The sequence below is a fragment of the Streptomyces sp. YIM 121038 genome, from assembly GCF_006088715.1.
Classification (GTDB): Bacteria; Actinomycetota; Actinomycetes; order Streptomycetales; family Streptomycetaceae; genus Streptomyces.
Window position 1 is genome coordinate 2,239,227 of the sequence record NZ_CP030771.1, and the last position, 15,204, is coordinate 2,254,430.

The 15,204-nt window shown below is 73.0% G+C and carries 13 protein-coding genes and 1 tRNA gene; 6 read left to right on the plus strand and 8 right to left on the minus strand.

The window, feature by feature from the left end; all coding sequences use genetic code 11:
• Nucleotides 1–314: 314 nt before the first annotated feature.
• On the plus strand, nt 315–503 hold the full coding sequence (locus C9F11_RS09075; protein WP_138958767.1) for a DUF5703 family protein: 189 nt from the start codon (nt 315–317) through the stop codon (nt 501–503).
• Between the two features lie 73 nt (nt 504–576).
• Here C9F11_RS09075 and C9F11_RS09080 read toward each other — a convergent pair whose 3' ends face one another.
• From C9F11_RS09080 to C9F11_RS09090, 3 genes are all read right to left on the minus strand, one after another.
• Complete coding sequence (locus C9F11_RS09080; protein ID WP_138958768.1) at nt 577–1,611, minus strand: chaplin; 1,035 nt, start codon at nt 1,609–1,611, stop codon at nt 577–579.
• A gap of 157 nt (nt 1,612–1,768) precedes the next feature.
• On the minus strand, nt 1,769–2,002 hold the full coding sequence (chpH, locus tag C9F11_RS09085; protein ID WP_138958769.1) for a chaplin ChpH: 234 nt from the start codon (nt 2,000–2,002) through the stop codon (nt 1,769–1,771).
• 182 nt (nt 2,003–2,184) lie between these two features.
• On the minus strand, nt 2,185–3,522 hold the full coding sequence (locus C9F11_RS09090) for a M20/M25/M40 family metallo-hydrolase (protein ID WP_138958770.1): 1,338 nt from the start codon (nt 3,520–3,522) through the stop codon (nt 2,185–2,187).
• 178 nt (nt 3,523–3,700) lie between these two features.
• Here C9F11_RS09090 and C9F11_RS09095 point away from each other — a divergent pair.
• A tRNA-Leu gene (locus C9F11_RS09095) sits at nt 3,701–3,788 on the plus strand.
• Nucleotides 3,789–4,142: 354 nt separating this feature from the next.
• Nucleotides 4,143–4,496 carry a hypothetical protein gene (locus C9F11_RS09100; RefSeq protein ID WP_171075677.1) on the plus strand — a complete coding sequence of 118 codons (354 nt, stop codon included), beginning with the start codon at nt 4,143–4,145 and terminating at the stop codon, nt 4,494–4,496.
• 149 nt (nt 4,497–4,645) lie between these two features.
• Here C9F11_RS09100 and C9F11_RS09105 read toward each other — a convergent pair whose 3' ends face one another.
• Nucleotides 4,646–5,056 (minus strand): A10/OS-D family protein, encoded by a 411-nt coding sequence (locus tag C9F11_RS09105; RefSeq protein ID WP_138958772.1) that lies wholly within the window; start codon nt 5,054–5,056, stop codon nt 4,646–4,648.
• Between the two features lie 183 nt (nt 5,057–5,239).
• Between C9F11_RS09105 and C9F11_RS09110 the strand changes: the two genes are divergently transcribed.
• Nucleotides 5,240–6,802 (plus strand): acetolactate synthase large subunit, encoded by a 1,563-nt coding sequence (locus tag C9F11_RS09110; protein ID WP_249401653.1) that lies wholly within the window; start codon nt 5,240–5,242, stop codon nt 6,800–6,802.
• Between the two features lie 60 nt (nt 6,803–6,862).
• Here C9F11_RS09110 and C9F11_RS09115 read toward each other — a convergent pair whose 3' ends face one another.
• The 3 genes from C9F11_RS09115 to C9F11_RS09125 all read right to left on the minus strand — a co-directional run bounded on the left by C9F11_RS09115 (nt 6,863) and on the right by C9F11_RS09125 (nt 11,259).
• The gene (locus tag C9F11_RS09115; protein WP_138958774.1) at nt 6,863–9,721 is read right to left on the minus strand and encodes a peroxidase family protein; all 2,859 of its coding nucleotides are present in this window, start codon (nt 9,719–9,721) and stop codon (nt 6,863–6,865) included.
• A gap of 256 nt (nt 9,722–9,977) precedes the next feature.
• Nucleotides 9,978–10,415, minus strand: a complete 438-nt coding sequence (locus C9F11_RS09120; protein ID WP_138958775.1) for a YchJ family protein — start codon at nt 10,413–10,415, stop codon at nt 9,978–9,980.
• A 142-nt stretch (nt 10,416–10,557) separates the two neighbouring features.
• Nucleotides 10,558–11,259: an FCD domain-containing protein gene (locus C9F11_RS09125; protein WP_138958776.1), complete on the minus strand. Its 702-nt coding sequence runs from the start codon at nt 11,257–11,259 to the stop codon at nt 10,558–10,560.
• Nucleotides 11,260–11,443: 184 nt separating this feature from the next.
• Here C9F11_RS09125 and C9F11_RS09130 point away from each other — a divergent pair, with 184 nt between their 5' ends.
• On the plus strand, nt 11,444–11,947 hold the full coding sequence (locus tag C9F11_RS09130) for a gluconokinase (protein WP_138958777.1): 504 nt from the start codon (nt 11,444–11,446) through the stop codon (nt 11,945–11,947).
• A 114-nt stretch (nt 11,948–12,061) separates the two neighbouring features.
• The gene (locus C9F11_RS09135; RefSeq protein WP_138958778.1) at nt 12,062–13,468 is read left to right on the plus strand and encodes a gluconate:H+ symporter; all 1,407 of its coding nucleotides are present in this window, start codon (nt 12,062–12,064) and stop codon (nt 13,466–13,468) included.
• Nucleotides 13,469–13,566: 98 nt separating this feature from the next.
• On the opposite strand, the gene C9F11_RS09140 is transcribed toward C9F11_RS09135, so the two are convergent.
• Nucleotides 13,567–15,171: an APC family permease gene (locus tag C9F11_RS09140; protein WP_138958779.1), complete on the minus strand. Its 1,605-nt coding sequence runs from the start codon at nt 15,169–15,171 to the stop codon at nt 13,567–13,569.
• Nucleotides 15,172–15,204 lie beyond the last annotated feature (33 nt).

The window sequence follows — 15,204 nt, forward strand, 5'->3', positions numbered from 1 at the left end:
CTGAGCTTGTGGCGCTGAGCGCCTGACGCCAAGTCGGATCCGGACTCGGCAGGGGAACCGGCACGAAGAGGCCACCGAGGCGCGGGGTGGCCTCTTCCCCTCACTCCTGAGCCGTCACCGGGAACACGAACGGCCCCCGCTCGCCATCGAGTCGGGAGCCTTTCGCGGTACGGATGCCGTACACGTCCTGCCGGGACGCCCCGGTACCTGGAGGGACTTTACGGGACGCCCGGAGCGGCATGTCCGCAGGTCACGGCGCACATTGCGGCCATAGCCGCAGGTCGGCTCTTGACACCTTCAGCACAATAGATGCGATGCCGGAATACGAATTTGTCGACGTGTACGTTCCCCGCGGGGTCTCCCGCAAGGAAGCCACACGTCTCCTGACGGACCACGCAGAGTACGGACACTGGGAGTTGGACCGCCTCAGCCTGCACGCCGACGGCAGTCGGCGGGTGCGGCTGCGACGGCGCATCATCCGCCAGGCGAGGGCCACTTGGTGAGCCGTCACGGGCGAGTGGTGTGAGCAGGGAGAGGGCCCCGCGATTGCGGGGCCCTCTCCCTGCTCACACCGCCTCAGGCCCGTGCCTTGCGGTACAGGACCGAGCCGGCGAGCAGCATGCCCGCGCCCATCGGCAGGGCGACGCCCGCCGACAAGGGGCTGCCGGTCTCGGCCAGCTGGTCCTTGCCCTCGGGCGGGGTGAGGACCTGGGCGTCCGGCAGGTTCGGGGTGTCGACGGAGTGCGGGGTGCCGGGGTGGGCCGGGGCGTCCGCGCCGGGGTGACCGGGTCCGCCGGGGTGACCGGGCTTGACGGGTCCTCCCGGCTGCCCGGGGTGACCGGGCTTTCCAGGCTGCCCGGGCTTTCCGGGGTGACTGGGCTGTCCGGGGTGACTGGGCTGTCCGGGGTGGTCGGGCTTCACCGGCCCCCCTGGCTGACCGGGCTTTCCGGGCTGGTCCGGAGTGCCGGGCTTCCCGGGGTGACCGGGCTTCCCGGGCTGATCCGGCTTCCCCGGGTGGCCGGGCTTTCCGGGTCCCCCGGGCTGGTCGGGGTTGCCGGGCTGGCCGGGCTGGGTCGGGTTGCCGGGGTGGCTCGGCCGCGTGGTACCGCCGCCCCCCTCGTTCGCGCAGTCGTTGCCCGTGACGGCGTTGCCCGCGCCGCCGATGGTGACGCTGTTGCCGCAGACGTTCACCGGGGCGTACACCGGCGCCTGCACGGTGTTGCCGGAGCCGATGCCGGGCGAGTCGTGCGTACCGCCGTGGGCCGACGAGCCGCCCCCCGAGGGCTGCTCCCCGTAGCCGCCGCCGTGTCCGTCGCCGTAGCCACCTCCGTGACCGCCGCCGTGGCCGCCGCCGTGTCCTGGCGAGCCGGACGAGTTCGTACAGCTGTTGCCGATCGCGGGATTCAGCGCCCCCACCACGTTCACGGTGTTTCCGCACGCGTTCACGGGAGCGTGTACGGGCACCTGCACCGAATTGCCCGAAAGGACCCCCGGGGAATTCGAACTGGCACCATTCGCATTCGAGTCGGCGTGGGCGTAGCCGCTGGTGACCGCGAGTACGCCACCGGCGGCCGCCGCGGTGATCAGCCCTTTGCGCGTGACCTGTCGCATTGCTTTCCCTGCCTTAGCTTCCGGAAATGCGCACGGGCCTCGTCGCGCCGTGCGCTCAATGCCCGCGGCCCCGGAGTGCATGGCACGCACTCCGGGGCCGATGGACTCAGACCCTCATTGGGGTGGCGCCCCCCTCAAGGGGCGAGGCACAGCAACGTCACTTGTTGACGCAGTAGTTGCCGAAGGCGGGGTTCAGCACGCCGATCACCGAGATGGTGTTGCCGCAGGCGTTCACCGGCACGTGCACGGGGATCTGCACGACGTTGCCGGAGACGACGCCCGGGGAGTGCACGGCGGCGCCCTGCGCGCCGGCGTCGGCAGCGGCGACGCCCGCACCGGCGAGCACCAGGCCACCGGTGGCAACCGCGGCGGCGACAACCTTCTTGATCATTGTTCCTCCTAGTTGGCAATGCGGTCCCAGCCGCGGACCGCACCACCTGTAACGAGGAGGCCATAGGACGGCTACGAGCGCCGGACTGCTTTCACTCTTTTCAGTCCAATACGCACGCGCAGCCGATTATTGGAGTTTCGTTTCGGCTTATTGACTGGATTATGGGCCGGTCGCCGCACCGGTTACGACGCGTCGATGAACCGGTCGAGCACGCGCACGCCGAACTTCAGACCGTCCACCGGTACCCGCTCGTCCACGCCGTGGAACATGCCCGCGAAGTCCAGCTCCGGCGGCAGCTTGAGCGGCGCGAAGCCGAAGCCGCGGATGCCGAGGTCGTCGAAGGACTTGGCGTCCGTACCGGCCGAGAGCATGTACGGGACGGCGCGGGCGATGGGGTCCTCGGCCTGGAGCGCCAGCTGCATGGCGTCCACGAGCGCGCCGTCGAAGGTGGTCTCCAGAGCCTTGTCCGCGTGCACGTCCTCCCGCCTGACGTTCGGCCCGAGGATCCGGTCCAGATCGGCGAGGAACTCCTCCTCGTACCCCGGCAGGAAACGTCCGTCGACGTGCGCGGTGGCCTGCCCGGGGATCACGTTGACCTTGTACCCGGCGCCGAGCTGGGTGGGGTTCGCGGTGTTCTGGAGCGAGGCGCCGATCAGCTTGGCGATGCCGCCGAGCTTGGCGAGCGTCTCGTCCATGTTCTCCGGGTCGAGCTCGGTGCCGAGGGCGTCGCCCAGCTCGTCGAGGAAGTGCCGCAGCGTCTTGGTGACGCGGATCGGGAACTTGTGCCGCCCGAGTCGCCCGACGGCCTCGGACAGCTCCGTGATCGCGTTGTCCTTGTGGATCATCGAGCCGTGGCCCGCGGTGCCGTCCACGGTCAGCTTCATCCAGTGCATGCCCTTCTGGGCCGTCTCCACGAGATACAGCCGCAGCTTCTCGTTGACGGTGAAGGAGAAGCCGCCGACCTCGCTGATCGCCTCGGTCACGCCCTCGAAGAGGTCCGGGTGGTTGTCCACCAGGTACCGCGCCCCGTACGTGCCGCCCGCCTCCTCGTCGGCGAGGAAGGCGAGCACGATGTCCCGGGGCGGCTTGCGGCCGCTGCGCAGCCGGTCGCGCACGACCGCGAGGGTCATCGCGTCCATGTCCTTCATGTCGACGGCGCCGCGGCCCCACAGGCAGCCGTCGGCGATCTCCCCGGAGAAGGGGTGGTGCGTCCAGTCCTGGGCGTTGGCGGGGACGACGTCGGTGTGGCCGTGGATGAGCAGCGCGGGCCGCGACGGGTCCTCGCCCTCGATGCGGGCCACCGTGGAGGCGCGCCCCGGGTGCGACTCGAAGATCCGCGGTTCGAGCCCCACCTCCGCGAGCTTCTCCGCCACGTACTCGGCGGCCTTGCGCTCCCCCGGCCCCGAGTGGTCGCCGTAGTTGCTGGTGTCCATGCGGATCAGGTCCCGGCAGAGGTCGACGACCTCGTCCTCACCGGACCCGGCCCCCGCCACCCTGCCGCCCGTGGTCGGCTCGCTCACGCTGTTCCTCCCGCTGTCGCACTCTCGGTCCCCTCCATCCTCCCGCGCCGACCGTCCGGGCCCAAGGGCGGGCGGCGCTCGTCATACGCCGTTCACGCTCATGACCTGCGTGATCAGGCACCCCCGAATGTTTGCTATGGTTTTCCACGTCGCCGCGGGAAACCGCGACAGACCACCGGTCCGGGTGGCGGAATGGCAGACGCGCTAGCTTGAGGTGCTAGTGCCCTTTATCGGGCGTGGGGGTTCAAGTCCCCCCTCGGACACCAGCAGGAAAGCCCCTCTCGAGGGGCTTTCTTCATGTCTGGGCAGGGGCGTGCCCCACGCGTGGCCGGGCAGCGGCTGGAGGATGGCTGTCAGAGGCGGCCCCTACTTCACGGAGTTCAGTGCGCCGCTCACGCGGGGGAGGACCCCCGAACCGCAACGTGAGGACATACCGCGCGCCCTGACGATACGAGACCCCGATCGCGGGCACGCCTGTGACCACCGGGAGCTGGGTGTCCGCAACCGGGACGGCCAACCCGACCAGCGGCGGTCCAGGCCCCCGGTCCAGACGGCCACATGAAGAGGACTTCGCCGGTGGATATCACTGGGGCGCGCTGATGGAGGAGTTCCATACGGTGATGGACTCGGCGACCAGCACGTACTTCAACGTCCCCAAGAAGGCGTCCACCGAGGCGTGGGCCTTCGAAGTGGCCCGCAGACGCCTGCGGGACGGGGGCGTGGAACACGAGGCCGGTGACGACCGGCCGACGGTGTCGAGTCGTCCGTCGGCCGAGCCGGCGCAGCGGACCGGGCGCAAAGCGCCGGGCAGCGACGGCGCGCAGCGCCTGGTCGACGCCGCACGTCGGGCCGACGTAGCGATCGAGGCGGCGGCACTCGTACGCGAGATCATCGGAAAGGCGGGGCCTCCACCGCCGAGGAGGTGCTGCGGGGCGGGACCGTCGGCCTCGGTCGTCGTGAAGTGCTGCCCCTAGGCACCCCTCGGCACTGCCCCGCGATCAACTGCAACGGCTTGTGGACCTCGGGCGAGGGTGCGAAGGCGCACTTCGGGATCACCCGGGGGCCGCAGGCCGCGGACGAGACCGTGGTGGGGCGAGCGGCCCTGTGGAGTTCAGTGGCGGAGCTACTGGGGCCCGGTCCAGTACACCCCCTCCGGGTCGTACTTGGCGGACAGCTGGGACCACTCTGCGGGGCGGCTTGAGAAGGTGTACTCGATGACCGTGTTTGCGGCGTCGCGTTGTACGGGAGTGCACTTCTCGCAGTCCGTTCGCAGGGCATCGGGGAGCAGCCGCTTCAGCTCCTTGGCGTCCGGGTCGCACTTCCCCTTGTCCATCAGGCAGTTGAAGTAGTTGTCGAAGCGGCGCTTGCTGTTCAGGATCTGGTCGACGTCGACGTTGTCGAAGCGGGCGGTGTAGGTCGCACCGGGCGGGGTCGGGTCGCTGGAGGGGTGTGCGGGAGCCGCTCCGGCGCCCGGTCCCGTGGCCAGGGCGGCCGCCAGGGCCGCGGTGAGGACGAATCCAGAGCTCAGTCGCATGACTCTCCTTCGGGCGGGGGCCTTCGAGGGGGCGACTCCAGGACATCCGACGGGCCTGCGGGCTGCACCTCGGCCTGCTCCAGGCGTGTGCCTGAAGCGGTCCGGGCCCGTCGGTCGCCGGGTGCGGGGCCTGGCTGGAATGCGGCTGACGCTGGAGGGGTGTCTCAGATGAGACTTGCGGCCATGCCGAACGGAGCCCAGTCCCTCATCAGCGGCCTTGTGGAGGCCGGAGTCCAGGTGTGCTTCGCCAATCCGGGCACGTCCGAGCTGCACATCGTGACCGCGCTCGACGACGTGCCACGGATGCGGCCGGTCCTGTGCCTCTTCGAAGGCGTCGCGACGGGTGCCGCCGACGGGTACGGCCGCATGACCGGCCGCCCCGCCGGCACGCTGCTGCACCTCGGCCCCGGCCTCGCGGGCGGACTGCCGAACCTGCACAACGCGCGCCGGGCCGGTACGCCCGTCGTGAACGTCGTGGGCGACCACGCGCTGCGGCACAAACGCCTCGACGCGCCCCTGGAGTCGGACATCATCGCGCTCGCCCGCACGGTGTCCGCGTGGACGCGGCGCGCGTACGACGCCACGGACCTCGCGGAGGACGCCGCCGACGCCGTGGCGGCCGCGGCCGGGCCGCCCGGGGCCGTCGCCACACTCGTCGTGCCCGCCGACGTCGCCTGGGCGGACGCCGAGAAGCCCGCCGCGCCGCAGCGCCGGGCCACCGTCCCGCACGGGTTCGTGTCCGAGCGGGGCCTGGAGGAGGCCGCCGCGGTGCTGCGGTCCGGGGAGCCCGCCGCGCTGCTCCTCGGCGGCGCGGCCACGCACGGGGCCGGGCTGCGGGCCGCCGCGCAGGTCGCGGGGGCGACGGGCGCGCGGCTGCTGTGTGAGACGTTTCCCGCGCGGCTGGAGCGGGGTGCGGGCCTGCCGCCCGTCGAGCGCCTCGGCTACCGGGCGGCCGACGCCGCGAGGCAGCTCTCCGGCGTACGCCATCTCGTGCTCGCCGGGGCGTCGCTGCCGGTGCCGTTCTTCGCGTACCCCGGGCAGAGCGGAGTCGTCGTACCCGACGGGTGCGAGGTGCGCGAGCTCGGCGGCGCGGGGCAGGACGTGGGGGTGGCCCTGCGGGAGCTGGCCGCCGCCGTGGGCGGCGCCACCGCCGCTGCGACGGCGCAGGAAGCGGGGCGGCCCCGGGTGCCCGGCGGAGAGCTCACCGCGGAGACCGCGGCCGCCGTGGTGGGGGCGCTGCTGCCGCAGGGCGCCGTCGTCGTGGACGAGTCCAACACGTCGGGGCTCTGGCTGCCCGGCGCGACCGCCGGGGCGCCGCCGCACGACTGGCTGACGCTCACCGGCGGGGCGCTCGGACAGGGCCTTCCGCTCGCCGTGGGCGCGGCCGTGGCGCGGCCCGAGCGGCCCGTCCTCGCGCTCGTCGCCGACGGGGCCGCGATGTACACGCTGCCCGCGCTGTGGACGCAGGCGCGGGAGGGGCTCGACGTCACGACCGTCGTCTTCAGCAACCGCGCGTACGCGATCCTGGGGCTCGAGCAGGGGATGATGGGCGCCGCCGTGGGGGCCGCGGGGCGTGAGCTGTTCGACCTCGGGCGGCCCGAGTTGGACTTCGTCGCGCTGGCGCGCGGGATGGGCGTCCCCGCGGGGCGGGCCACGACCGTGGAGGGGTTCGCCTCGCTCCTGGAGCGGGGGTTGGCGGAGCCGGGGCCGTTCCTGGTGGAGTGCGTGGTGCCGCCCATCGCGTGACGCCCTCAGCCGGGTGGGCCCCGGCCGCTCCCCACGGCGGGGCAGGTCCCGGCCGCTCCCTCAGCGGGTCGGGTGGGGTGTCACCTGGCGCCACGGGGCGAAGGCGGTGGCCGTGCGCGGGAGGAGCGCGGCGAGTTCGGGGCAGTGGCGGAGGAGCACGGACTTCATGCCGCCCTTCTGGACCCAGTCGATGCCGAGCGGGGTGTAGATCTCGGGGCGGAAGTCGACGGTCAGGAAGCGGTCGCTCTGCAGGCGCCTGGTGGCCATCAGGATGAAGACGCGGAACGCCGTGTCGCTGAAGCCGAATCCGGTGGGCGGGTTCTCGGCGAACAGGCCGATCACGGTGTCGATCTCGTCGACCGAGGCGTAGACGTCCTTGAGGCGGGCCAGCGTCTCCGGGTCCTCGGTCAGGTCCTCGAAGCGGCGCACGCGCGGCTTGTGCAGACCCGCGAGGAAGTCGTTGTAGCGGGGCACGCCGCGGCGCCGCGTACGGACGAGGTCGACGACGGACAGGTCGATGATCTCGCCCTCGCGTTCGAAGGCCTGGAGGGCGCGGGGGAAGTTGTGGAGCGTGATGGCGCCGGGGTGGGCGATGCCGAAGGAGTAGAGGGTGTTGGCCAGGCCCGTCTTGCGCAGTGCGCCCTCGGCGGCGGCGCCGTTGATGTCGGGGAAGCCGACGGTTTCGAGGCGCTGCCCGAACTGGTGCTCGCGCAGCTCGAAGTCGTCGGGGATCAGCGGGTGCATGCGGTAGACGGTGACGAAGTCCTCGGTGAGGGAGTACGGCGTGTGGTGGTGGTCGGGCAGCGTGCCCGGGATGCCGGTGAGCGCGTGGGCGTCGAAGAGCCACAGGCCGAGCTTGGTGAGCCAGCTGTCCGGCGGGCCGTCCCAGTTGGTGTGCAGTCCGATGTCGAGGGCCTCGGTGGCGAGGATCGCCGGGGTCCACTCCACGGTGTGGATCTTGGCGATGAGGGCGGAGACGACGAGCCGGGCCGTCTGGTAGACGGACTCCTCGCTCATGGCCGGGTAGGCCCCGCGCAGGGCGTCGCAGACGGCGTTGTGCTCGCGCGCGAAGAGGGTGTGCATGACGCTGAGGCCGAGCCACCAGCTGTCGGTGAAGCCGCTGAGCGGGACGCCGTGCCGGCCGATCGGCAGGTGCCCCTGCTCCAGGCGCAGCCGGGCGCCGCCGTCGGGGGCGCGCAGGGAGCGCGCGGTCGTCTCGTCCGCGCCGTACACCTCGGAGCCGTCCCACCAGTGCGAGGCGGTGTTGCCGAAGAGGACGGGCGGACGCCCCTCGGGCACGGGCAGGCCCTCGTTCTCGGCGAAGCGCATCACGGTCTCGGCGGGGCCGCCGGGCGTGTTGCGCCAGGACATCCCGCCGGGCAGCGGCACCTCGACGGTCTTGGTGCCCGCGGGGTGGCGCCGGTGGTTGACCCAGTCGTGCACCTGGAACTGGATCCAGGCGGCGGCGAGGATGTTCAGCGAGGTCGCGGGCAGGAAGGTCTCGCGGTGCAGGAGCTGCCTGCTGACGGTGACGGGGTTCGGCGTGTCGAAGAGGTCGGGGCGGTAGTCGGGAGCGAGGTTGCGCCCGAAGGCCGCGCCGACGGAGCCCATGGCGGGCGCGGACAGGTCGTTGTACGTGCCGTCGTAGCTGCGCGCGGCGCGCAGCCGCTCGTCGGGCGGGCGCGGCACGGGCCCGGGCTTCGGCGGTGCCTCGTGCGCGTCGGTGTCGATGAGGTTGAAGCGGCGGAGCGCCCTGCGCAGGAAGACCAGGTTGAGCAGGCTCGCCCACGTCGGCAGGCGGTGCCAGGGCACGGAGCGGTTGAGGAGCCGGAAGGCGGCGCCCACGGGCGCTGAGAGGATCCGGTTGCGCAGGGGCTCCGGGGAGCGGAAGCGCAGGCCCGCGCGGTGGGCGGCGCTCGCTTCGTAGGCGGCCTTGCGGGCGCGGTTGAGGTTGCCGAGCGGCCGGAAGTCGTCGGTGGTGTACCAGGGGTTGAAGGCCAGTTCCTCCACGCGGCCCGCGGCGGCGCGGGCCGCGGCGGTGTCGAGGTCCTGGCTGGGGATGGTGAGCCGGGCGACGGGCAGGGCGGGCGCGACGGCCTCGCGCCAGTCGGTGGCGCCGTCCTCGATGGGGGTGCGCGTCTCGTCGACGTACCGCTGGACGCACAGGTCGAAGGAGACGTCGGCGCCCGCGAGCCGGTGTTCGAGGTCGCGGCGCAGGTGGTTGGGGTCGCGCCGGTCGGAGCGCGGCCCGGGTGCGGCGCCGCCCGCCGGGCGCAGCAGATAGCGGACGGGCCCCGCGTCGCCCCACAGGATCGCGCCGCGGCTCCAGTACGTCTCGCCCGCCAGGCTGGTGACGGCGTGCCGGGTGGCGGCTCGTACGGTGCGCCGCATGCGGGTGGCGGTGGCCGGGCCGACGGCCAGCGGCAGCTTGACGAAGAGGCCGAGGGCGGCCCGGAGCCGGCTGCGGGCGCCCGCCATGGCCCGGGCGAAGGCGACGAACTCGCGGGCGTCCTTGGCGTGGGACACCGGCCAGTTGGTGGCGAGCAGGTCGTGGCTCTCGTCGGCCGACACGTCGACGCGTACGGCGATGCCGCGCAGGTCGGCGGCGCCGTCGGCCTGCCGGATGCCGCTCGCGTTGGAGAGCCGTACGGTCGCCGGGTACTCGGCGCCGGGCCGGGCGAAGCCGCCGCGGAGCGCGTCGGGCAGGTCGTCGTGGAAGCGCAGGCGCGCGTTCTCCACGCCGAGCGCGGCCTTGGCGTGCTGGGTGCGGGCCAGGGAACCGGCGCCCGCCGCCCGCTTGTTGACGGCCTGGACCCTCATCAGCTCGCGGGCGAGCCGTTCGAAGACACGGCGCTCCGCTTCGGGGCTGCCGCCCAGATAGCGCTCGTAACTCCGCTCGTACGGTGTCGCTTGGGCCATCGGGCGCTTCCCTTCGCACGAGGTCGCGTACACGGCGGGAGGCGTCGACGCTACTGGCGGCGCCGGGCGGCCGCAGCGCGCGATCCCGCCATGTGCGGGGGCCGCGCACGGGGTCGAACTGGCGGTCGGGCGGCGGTGTCCGGGCCCGTCAGCGGGGTGCGGCGGCGGCGCGGGGCGTCCCTCGCGGGCCTCGGCTCCCACGCACCCCACCGCGCCGGGTGCGGCGGTGGCCGGGTCGTGACGGGGCGCGGGCGGGTCAGTCGATGAAGTCGCCGTCCACGTAGACCCAGGCGCCGTCGACCCGCTCGAACCGGCTGCGCTCGTGCAGGGCGCCCGGGCTGCCGCCGTCGCGGTAGGCGGCGCGGAAGGTGACGGTGCCCGAGCTGTGGAAGGCGGTGCCGTCGGTGGTGTCCTCGATCTCCAGGCCCGTCCAGCGCAGCGCCGGGTCGAAGTCGACGCCCGGCGGGCGGGTGCGCGGATGCCACGTCCGCAGCAGATAGGCCTCGTCGCGCACGGCGAAGGCGCTGTAGCGCGACCGCATCAGCTCCTCGGGCGTGGCGGCGGCCGCCTCGCCGCGGTGCAGCCGCCCGCAGCACTTGTCGTACGGCAGGGCGGGGCCGCAGGGGCAGGCCCGGGAGCGGGGGGCACGGGGAGCACGGGGGGCGCGGGGCGCACGTGGGGACATGCGGGTCATTCTGCCGGGCGGGGCGGAGGCGGGGCGGGGGCGGGATGCGGGCGGGGCGGGATGCGGGCGGGGCGGGGAGTGGGCGGGGCGGGATGCGGGCGGGGCGGGATGCGGGCGGGGCGATGGGCGAGCCCCGAAGGGCCGCGGGCCGTCACGGGGCCAGGACGTCCAGTTCCTGGAGCGCGCCTTCCGCGATCTCGCGGGTCAGGGCCTCGGCGCGGGCCGGGTCGCCCTCCCGTACCGCCTCGGCGAGGCGCACGTGCAGGGTCACGGCCGCCGGGTCGGGGTCCTCGAACATCACGTCGTGGTGCGTACGGCCGGTCAGGACCTCGGCGACGACGTCGCCGAGGCGGGCGAACATCTCGTTGCCCGAGGCGTTCAGGACGGTGCGGTGGAAGGCGATGTCGTGCACCAGGTACGCGTCCAGCTGCTGGCCGCGCGAGGTGGCGACCATGCCGAGGGCGTACTCGGTCAGGGCGGCGCACTGCTCGGCCGTGGCGTGGCGCGCGGCGAGGCCCGCGGCGACCGGCTCGACCGCCGAGCGCAGGACGGTCAGGGAGCGCAGCTGGCGCGGGCGGTCGGCACCGGCCAGGCGCCAGCGGATGACCTGCGGGTCGTAGACGTTCCACTCCGCGGTGGGCAGCACGGTCACGCCGACCCGGCGCCGCGACGCGACCAGGTGCATGGACTCCAGGACCCGCACCGCCTCGCGCATCACGGAGCGGGACACCTCGAAGCGCTGCGCCAGCTCGTCCGTGCGCAGGACACTGCCGGGCGGGTACTCGCCCCCGGTGATGCTGGGCCCGAGGCTGTCCAGTACGCGGGCGTGCAGCCCCGGGGCCTGTGCGGTCATGGGGTCAGCGTACGAGGAGAGCAGCACGGTGAAAAAGTCAGACTTTTCTGTCACAGGCTCTTGAATTTGTCTGACCTAATGAGTTTCAGTGGCGTGAACGGAACGGGCCCGTGTCCGAAATCCCCCTGCGGGGAGCGGGCGACGCACCCCGGCCGATGTCGATGAAGACAGCGAGGCAGCAGCGATGAGCACCCCCCACGTCGTCGTAGTGATGGGCGTCGCAGGAACGGGCAAGACCACGGTCGGCCCCCTGCTCGCCGCCCGGCTCGGCGTGCCCTACGCCGAGGGCGACGACTTCCACCCGCAGGCCAACATCGCCAAGATGTCGTCCGGCACGCCCCTGACCGACGACGACCGATGGCCCTGGCTCGACGCCATCGGCGCCTGGGCGCGACTCCGCGCCGGGCACGGCGGCGTCGTCAGCTGCTCCGCCCTCAAGCGCGGCTACCGCGACCGGCTGCGGTCCGCCGCGCCCGGCCTCGTCTTCGTCCACCTCACCGGTGACCGGGCCCTCATCGAGGACCGGATGAGCCACCGCGAGGGCCACTTCATGCCGACCGCGCTCCTGGACTCCCAGTTCGCGACCCTGCAGCCGCTCGGCGCGGACGAGGCGGGCGTGGCCGTGGACGTCGCGGGCACGCCGGAGGACATCGCGGACCGGGCGGCGAAGGCCCTGGCAGCCCGGTAACCCCCTCCCCGCACCCCTCCCCCGCACCCCCTTTTCCTGCCCACTCCCCTTCCCCGCCCCCTCACGTACGTACGCCCACACGCCGACGTACGCCCACACGCACAAGGAACCACCGTGACCAGTCTCAGCGTCGAGATGCTGGCAGCGGACCCCGTCGAACCGATCACCTCGGCGGGCCATGCCCAGCTCGGCCTCGCCGTCCTCGCGGGCATCGCCGTCATCGTCCTGCTCATCACGAAGTTCAAGGTCCACGCCTTCCTGGCGCTGACCATCGGCTCGCTGGCCCTCGGCGCCTTCGCCGGGGCCCCGCTCGACAAGGCCATCGCCAGCTTCACGACCGGGCTCGGCAACACCGTGGCGGGCGTGGGCGTGCTCATCGCGCTCGGTGCGATCCTCGGCAAGCTGCTCGCGGACTCCGGCGGCGCCGACCAGATCGTGGACACGATCCTGGCCAGGGCCGGGGGTTCCGGCGGCCGGGCCATGCCGTGGGCCATGGTCCTGATCGCCTCGGTGATCGGGCTTCCGCTCTTCTTCGAGGTCGGCATCGTCCTGCTGATCCCGGTGGTGCTCATGGTCGCCCAGCGCGGCAACTACTCGCTGATGCGGATCGGCATCCCCGCGCTCGCCGGTCTGTCCGTGATGCACGGCCTGATCCCGCCGCACCCCGGCCCGCTCGTCGCCATCGACGCGGTACAGGCCAACCTCGGCGTGACGCTGGCCCTCGGTGTGCTCGTCGCCGTCCCCACCGTGATCATCGCGGGGCCGGTGTTCTCCAAGGTCGCCGCGCGCTGGGTGGACGTGGCACCGCCGGAGAAGATGATTCCGCAGCGGGCCTCGGAGGAACTGGAGAAGCGGCCCGGGTTCGGCGTCACGGTCGCCACCGTGCTGCTGCCCGTCGTCCTCATGCTCTCCAAGGCGCTGGTCGACATCGTCGTGGACGACCCCGACGCGACCGTGCAGCGCGTCTTCGACGTCGTCGGGTCGCCGCTGATCGCGCTGCTCGCGGCCGTGCTCGTGGGCATGTTCACGCTGGGACGGGCCGCGGGCTTCACCAAGGAGCGGCTCTCCACGACCGTCGAGAAGTCGCTCGCGCCCATCGCGGGCGTCCTGATGATCGTCGGCGCGGGCGGCGGCTTCAAGCAGACGCTCATCGACGTCGGGGTCGGGCAGATGATCCTCGACTTCTCCGAGGACTGGTCCATCCCCGCGCTGCTGCTCGCCTGGCTGATCGCCGTCGCGATCCGGCTCGCGACGGGCTCCGCGACCGTGGCGACGATCTCGGCGGCGGGGCTCGTGGCGCCGCTCGCGGCGGACATGTCCACCTCGCACACGGCCCTGCTCGTCCTGGCGATCGGTGCGGGCTCGCTCTTCTTCAGCCATGTGAACGACGCCGGGTTCTGGCTGGTGAAGGAGTACTTCGGCCTGGACGTCGGCCAGACGATCAAGACGTGGTCGGTGATGGAGACGATCATCTCGGTGGTGGCGCTCGGGTTCGTGCTGCTGCTTTCGCTCGTGCTGTGACTCCGGCCGCGCCGTACCGGAACCGAGGCCGCCGCCCGTCCGCCCCCCCCTTCCCGGGGCGGGTGGGCGGCGGCCTTTCGGCACGCCCCGGACCGGCCCTAGGCCCCCGGAGGCGGCGTCGTCGCGGCCTTCTCCAGTTGGAAGGCCTCGTTGCCCAGGCCGATGCGGGCGTGGGCCGCGGGCCTGCGGGCGCGGAGGTAGGCGCCGTGGGCGAGGCCGATGACCGCCGCCGCCGCGATGACGCCGGGCAGCAGCCAGGGCAGGGCGGAGCCGGGCCCCGCGGAGACGAGGATGTCGAAGTCCTTGACGGTGTAGCCCGCGATGACCAGCAGGGCGACGGCCGCGAGCCCGGAGGCCACCAGGCGCCAGAGCTGGGCGCGCGCGGCCCCGCGGCGCACGAAGAAGACGATGACCGCCACGGACGCGGTGGCCATGAGCAGCAGCACGCCGAGCGCGCCGACGTTGCCGCCCCAGGTGAACAGGTGCAGGACGGGCGCGGTGGGATCGCCCGCGGGCTTGTCGTCGGCGACGGCGAAGCCCACCACCACGGCGGCGGCCACCACGGTCTGCAGCAGCGAGCCGGTGCCGGGCGCGCCGCTCGCGCTGCTGGTCCGGCCGAAGGCGGCCGGGAGCAGGCCCTCGCGGCCCATCGCGAACGCGTACCGCGCGACCACGTTGTGGAAGCTGAGGACCGCCGCGAACATGCCGGTCACGAACAGGACGTGCAGGACGTCGGTGAAGGTGCCGCCGAGCCGGGACTCGGTGAGGCCGAAGAGCAGGCCCGCGCTCTGTTCGCGCGCGGCGGGCACGATGCCCGAGGGCCCCGCGGCCACCGTGAGCGCCCAGGAGCTGAGCGCGAAGAAGACGGCGACGAACCCCACGGCGAAGAACATCACGCGGGCCACGACGACCTGGGGGCGGCTGGTCTCCTCCGCGTACACGGGCGCCTGCTCGAAGCCGGTGAACGCGGCGATGCAGAAGCACAGGGAGGTGGCGACGCCCGCGCCGGTGAGCGTGTCGGGGTTGAAGGCGTGCAGGGACACGCCCTCGGCGGCGGGGTCGGCCAGGGCGGCGACGTCGAAGATGACGACGAGGGCGACCTCCACGAGCAGCAGCACACCCAGCACGCGCGCGTTGAGGTCGATCTTCAGCCAGCCGAGCACGGCGACGAGGGCCACGGTCACGAGCGCCGGGATCCACCAGGCGACGGTGGTGTCCGCGTACTCGGCGAGCAGCCCGGACACCTCGAAGCCCAGCAGGCCGTACAGGCCCGCCTGGAGCGCGCTGTAGGCGACGAGCGCGACGGCGGAGGCGCCCGCGCCCGCGGTGCCGCCGAGCCCGCGCGATATGTAGGCGTAGAAGGCCCCGGCGTTGTGCACGTGCCTGCTCATCTCCGCGTAGCCGAAGCTGAACAGGGCGAGGACGACGCCGAGCGCGAGGAAGAGCAGGGGCTGGCCGACCACGCCCATCACGCCGTACGTGGTGGGCATGACGCCCGCGACCACCATCAGCGGCCCGGTGGCGGCGAGCACGGAGAGCAGGAGCCCCGCCGTGCCGAGGCGGCCCGCGCGCAGCGCCCGCTCCTGGCCCATGTACGTGTTGATGTCCCCCTGGCCCGCGGCGGGCCTGCCGTGCGCCCCGGTTCCCGGTCCCGTGGGGTGCCCCGCTCTGCTTGCACTCGCGTTCGAACTGCCCGTCGCCATGGCGCGGTCGTCCTTTCCGCTGGTCGTGGGTCG